This is a genomic window from Streptomyces sp. SID14478 (assembly GCF_010548525.1).
Taxonomy (GTDB): Bacteria; Actinomycetota; Actinomycetes; order Streptomycetales; family Streptomycetaceae; genus Streptomyces.
In genome coordinates, this window is record NZ_JAAGMG010000560.1 from 1 (window position 1) to 5,282 (window position 5,282).

A 5,282-nucleotide genomic window follows, 5' to 3' on the forward strand; every position below is an offset into this window, starting at 1 on the left:
CCGCCCGGACTGCCCGACGCGGGCGTCGCCGCCCGGTCCGCGGCCCCGGCCCCCACCGCCTCCGACTCCGTCCTGCGCGAGCGGGTCGTCGAGGCCGCGAGGTCCCAGGCGACGCCGGAGTCCCGGCCGAAGAAGACGCCGTTCATCATCGGCGGCAGCGAGACCTCCCTCTCGTCCGCGCCCTGGATGGTCCAGCTCTCGTACTACGACGAGGCGGCGGGCTCGGGCTACTTCTGCGGCGGCGCCCTCGTCGCCCCGGACAAGGTCCTCACCGCGGCCCACTGCGTCGCCGGCCTCGACTGGACGAAGAACGGCGCGGTCGTGGCCGGCACCAGCGGCCTGCTCGACGACACGAGCGGCACCGTCGCCGGCGTCTGGCGCCAGTGGAACCACCCGCGCTACGACGCCGCCACCACCCAGCACGACATCGCGGTGCTCACCCTGGACCGCCCGCTGGAACAGCAGTGGATCAAGCTGACGCAGAGCAACGACACCGTCTCGTACACGGCCGGCACCGCCGCCACCGTCTACGGCTGGGGCCTGACCTCGGGCGCCGACGACGCCGAACTGTCCGCGACGCTGCGCAAGGCGACCGTGCCGATGGTCGCCGACGCCACCTGCGACAGCGCCCTGGGGACGGTGCTCGGCAAGGACGAGTTCCTCGAAGGCGGCATGTTCTGCGCGGGCACCCCCGCGAGCGGCGCCGACGAAGGCACCACGAGCCCCTGCAACGGTGACTCGGGCGGCCCGGTGGTCGTCGGCGGCCGGGTCGTCGGCATCGTCTCCTGGGGCGTGGAGGGCTGCACCGCGAAGGGCGCCTACCCCGTGTTCACGAAGGTGGCCCCCTACGTGTGGGCGGCCCAGCCGCGCGTCGACGACGCGGACCTGACCTTCGACGGCCGCGCCGACGTGCTGGAGCGCACCCCCTCCGGCGGCCTGTTCCAGCAGAACAGCAACGGCACCTCGCTGACCCGGCGCGCCTTCCAGAGCCACGGCTGGCAGACCGCGAGCTGGGGCCTGCAGGCCGACCTGGACCGCGACGGCTTCAAGGACGAGATCATCCGCGACAGCACCGACGGCAAGCTGTACCGCAACTACTTCGACCACGCCGCGGAAACCTTCACCTGGGCGCAGATCACCAGCGTCTGGGGCGGCTACACGTCGTACGCGATCCCCGGCGACCTGACCGGTGACTCCCGCCCCGACCTGGTCGCCGTCGACACCGACGGCTCGACGTACCTCTACCCGGGCAAGGGCAACGGCGAGTTCTACGGCAAGGTCAAGGTCGTCGACAAGTCCTGGAAGGGCGTCAAGGTCTTCGGCGCCGGGGACCTGACCGGCGACGGCAAGGCCGACCTGCTGGTCCGCAACGGCTCCGGCGTGCTGTACCTCTACCGGGGCACGCAGGTCGAGCACACCCCGTTCGCGGCCCGCATCCAGGCGCGTACCGGCTGGAACTTCACCGCGAACGTCGCCAACGGCGACATGACCGGCGACGGCATCGCCGACGTGCTGGCCCGTGACGCGGGCGGCACGCTGTGGCTCTACCCCGGCACCAACAAGGCGTCCAGCGACGTCTTCGGGGCGCGCAAGAGCCTGGGCACCGGGTTCGACCAGTACGACCTGATGTTCTGAGTCCGCTGCGCGAAGGTCAGGCGCAGCCGCAGGACTGACGGACCACCAGGCGCGACGGGAACACCTTCAGGCGTTCCCGTCGCGATCCGGCCACGCGCAGCGAGTCGTCGAGGACGAGGTCGACGGCGGCCCGCGCCATCGCCGAGCGGTCGGAGGCGACGGTGGTCAGCGGCGGATCGGTCAGACCCGCCTCCTTCACGTCGTCGAACCCGGCCACGGCCAGCTCGCCCGGTACGTCGATGCGCAGTTCGCGCGCGGCGCGCAGCACACCGATGGCCTGGTCGTCGGTGGAGCAGAAGATCGCGGGCGGCCGGTGCGGCCCGGCCAGCAGGTCGAGCGCCACCTTGTACGCGTCGTAGCGGTTGTAGGGCGCCTCGAACAGCCGGCCCTCGGTGGAGTGGCCGGCCTCCTGCATCGCGCGGCGCCAGCCCTCGACGTGGTCGGAGACGGGGTCGCCGACGGACGGGGTCTCGGCGGTGCCGCCGAGGCACGCCACGTACGCGTTGCCGTGCTCCAGGAGGTGGCGGGTGGCGAGCTGGGCGCCACCGGTGTCGTCGGTGACGACGGCCACGTCGTCGATCGCCTCGGGGCGTTCGTGGAGCAGTACGACGCGGGCGTCCCACGCCTCGATCTCGGCCGCGGCCAGGTCGTTGAAGCCGTGGGAGACCAGGATCAGGCCCGAGACCCGCATGCCGAGGAACGCGCGCAGGTAGTGGACCTCGCGGTCACCGACGTAGTCGGAGTTGCCGACGAGGACCATCTTTCCGCGCTCGGACGCTGCCTGTTCCACGGCGTGCGCCATCTCCGCGAAGAACGGCTGGCGCGCGTCGGGCACGATCATGCCTATGAGGTCGGTCCGCCGCGACGCCATGGCCTGGGCGACCCGGTCGGGCCGGTACCCCAGGTCCTTGATCGCGGCGAGAACGCGCTCGCGCGTGGCCGGGGCGACCGGCCGGGGTCCGTTGTTGATCACGTAGGACACGACGGCGGTCGAAGTACCCGCCAGTCGCGCAACGTCGTCCCGAGTCACCTTGGCCACGCGCGGAGTCTACGCGGATGGACCTGCTGATGGGCAGGGCGGAAAGGCCCGGTCCTGGGACGGCTTCCGAAAGTCCCGCCTGCCCCGCGGGCGAACGACGGGACTTTCGGAAAACGTCCTAGTGCTCTGCCGTGACGGCCTCCGCGCGCACCGCGGCGACGGTGTCCGCTTCGTCCGCGTCGCGGGCCGGGGTCTTCTTCTCGGCGGCCTGCTCGGCCTTCTTCTCCGGCTTCTCCGGGGTGACGAAGCGGTAGCCGACGTTGCGCACGGTGCCGATCAGCGACTCGTGCTCGGGGCCGAGCTTGGCGCGCAGCCGCCGTACGTGTACGTCCACGGTCCGCGTGCCGCCGAAGTAGTCGTAGCCCCAGACCTCCTGGAGCAGCTGGGCGCGCGTGAACACGCGGCCGGGGTGCTGCGCCAGGTACTTCAGGAGCTCGAACTCCTTGAAGGTCAGGTCGAGGACCCGGCCCTTGAGCTTGGCGCTGTACGTCGCCTCGTCCACGGAGAGGTCGCCGTTGCGGATCTCCATGGGGGAGTCGTCGGCGACGATCTGCTGGCGGCCCATGGCCAGGCGCAGCCGCGCCTCGACCTCGGCCGGTCCCGCGGTGTCCAGGAGGACGTCGTCGATTCCCCAGTCGGCGGTGACGGCGGCCAGGCCGCCCTCCGTCACGACGAGCACCAGCGGGCAGCCGGGCCCGGTGGAGCGGAGCAGCTGACACAGGCTGCGCACCTGCGGGAGGTCGCGGCGGCCGTCGACGAGGATCACGTCGGCGCCGGGGGTGTCGACGAGTGCGGGGCCCTCCGCGGGGGCGACTCGCACGTTGTGCAGGAGCAGGCCGAGAGCGGGGAGCACCTCCGTCGACGGCTGAAGGGCATTCGTCAGGAGCAGCAATGAACTCATCGCGCCCCACCTGCCTGGGTCGTCCTACGTTCGTGCACGGTTCGCTCGCCCATAACGTCTGGTTCCTCCTCGGTCCCTGCGAGGACGTTTGCGGCACTGCTTCGTACTGCGCTGCGGCCGGTGACCCCGCGCCCCGGGGTCCGGTGTGCTTTCGGGGGAGAGGCGTTCGTATACAACGCCCGTGAAAGCACAAAAGGACCCGGGGGCTGCATTGCCCGAGTCCTCTGCCCAGCACAATAGCCCACATGAGTTGGGGTCCGGCAGGTGACGAACGTGGATCTTCTGTGCGGCCGCTCACTGAACGAGCGCTGCGCGTGATGCTCCGCACACGCGACGGAGTCGCGATCGACGCGGCGTACGACCCGGGCGGGGCGGGCCCCGAGGGCCCGGTGATCGTGCTCGCGCACGGCTTCACCGGCGACCTGGAGCGGCCCCACGTGCGGCGCGCCGCGGCGGTGTTCGCACAGCGTGCGGCCGTGATCACTTTTTCCTTCCGCGGACACGGCCGGTCGGGTGGGCGCTCCACGGTCGGCGACCGCGAGGTCCTCGATCTCGCGGCGGCCGTCGAGTGGGCCCGCGCGCTCGGCCACGCGCGCGTGGTGACGGTCGGGTTTTCGATGGGTGGTTCGGTGGTGCTCCGGCACGCGGCGTTGCACAGGGGGCGCACGGAAGCGCGCACCGACGCCGTCGTCGCGGTCAGCGCCCCCGCGCGGTGGTACTACCGCGGTACGGCCCCGATGCGGCGGCTGCACTGGGTCGTCACGCGGCCCACGGGCCGGATGGTCGGCCGGCTCGGGCTGCGCACGCGCATCCACACGAAGGACTGGGACCCGGTCCCGCTGTCCCCGGTCGAGGCGGTCCCGCTGATCGCGCCGACACCGCTGCTCGTCGTGCACGGCGACCGCGATCCGTACTTCCCCCTCGACCACCCGCGGATGCTGGCCGAGGCGGCCGCACGGGGCGGCGCCGGCGCCGAGTTGTGGCTGGAGCCGGGCATGGGGCACGCGGAGCACGCGGCGAGCGACGCACTCCTGGAGCGGATCGGGGCGTGGGCCGCGGCGGCGGGTGCCGCACAATAGGACGCCGACCGCACCGTTTTCCGACGGACTTCCGAGGAGAGGAGCCGCCTCGTGGCTCAGGGCACGATCCGCTACTGGGCGGCAGCCAAGGCCGCCGCCGGTGTCGCCGAGGAGCCGTACGACGCCGACACCCTGGCCGCGGCCCTCGCCGGCGCCCGCACGCGACACCCCGGAGATCTGGTGCGTGTCCTGCAGCGTTCCTCGTTCCTGATCGACGGGAACCCGGTGGGGACGCGTGAGCATGAGACGGTACGGCTTGCCGAGGGCGGCACGGTCGAGGTGCTCCCGCCGTTCGCAGGAGGGTGACCCCGATGAGCAACGACCAGCAGTACCCGCAGCAGCAGCCCTCGTACGACCAGTACGACCAGTACGGGCAGCCCTACGCGTACGACCCGTACGCACAGCAGCCCCCACAGCCGCAGCAGCCCCAGCAGCACTACGACGCCCCGCTGACGCAGCAGTGGCAGGCGCAGACCTGGGACACCCAGGTGCAGCCCGCGCAGACGCCGTACCTGCCGCCGCAGGGGTACGAGTACGGGGCCGAGGGGCAGCCGCTGCCGCCCCAGCAGGGCCAGGACTGGGCGGCGTACGACGCGCAGCCCGCCCCGGTGCCGGCCGCCGAGCCGGC

Annotated in this window: 5 protein-coding genes and 1 pseudogene; 4 read left to right on the forward strand and 2 right to left on the reverse strand. The window is 72.2% G+C overall.

All coding sequences use genetic code 11. From position 1 onward, the window contains the following. Positions 1 to 1,635, forward strand: a 1,635-nt coding sequence (locus G3I40_RS18565) for a trypsin-like serine protease (RefSeq protein WP_164303256.1), incomplete at its 5' end; no start/stop codon positions are given. A gap of 16 nt (positions 1,636 to 1,651) precedes the next feature. Here the strand turns inward: G3I40_RS18565 and G3I40_RS18570 are convergent. Further along, positions 1,652 to 2,674: a LacI family DNA-binding transcriptional regulator gene (locus tag G3I40_RS18570; protein WP_164303257.1), complete on the reverse strand. Its 1,023-nt coding sequence runs from the start codon at positions 2,672 to 2,674 to the stop codon at positions 1,652 to 1,654. A 118-nt stretch (positions 2,675 to 2,792) separates the two neighbouring features. Next, positions 2,793 to 3,575, reverse strand: a complete 783-nt coding sequence (locus G3I40_RS18575; RefSeq protein ID WP_164303258.1) for a response regulator transcription factor — start codon at positions 3,573 to 3,575, stop codon at positions 2,793 to 2,795. A gap of 317 nt (positions 3,576 to 3,892) precedes the next feature. On the opposite strand from G3I40_RS18575, the gene G3I40_RS18580 reads away from it, so the two are divergent. The 3 genes and pseudogenes from G3I40_RS18580 to G3I40_RS18590 all read left to right on the forward strand — a co-directional run. Further along, a complete protein-coding gene (locus G3I40_RS18580) occupies positions 3,893 to 4,654 on the forward strand; it encodes an alpha/beta fold hydrolase (RefSeq protein ID WP_239091806.1) in 762 nt (253 codons plus the stop codon). A gap of 51 nt (positions 4,655 to 4,705) precedes the next feature. Then, complete coding sequence (locus tag G3I40_RS18585; RefSeq protein WP_164303260.1) at positions 4,706 to 4,960, forward strand: MoaD/ThiS family protein; 255 nt, start codon at positions 4,706 to 4,708, stop codon at positions 4,958 to 4,960. 5 nt (positions 4,961 to 4,965) lie between these two features. Beyond that, positions 4,966 to 5,282: pseudogene (locus tag G3I40_RS18590) on the forward strand (hypothetical protein); the annotation flags it as partial.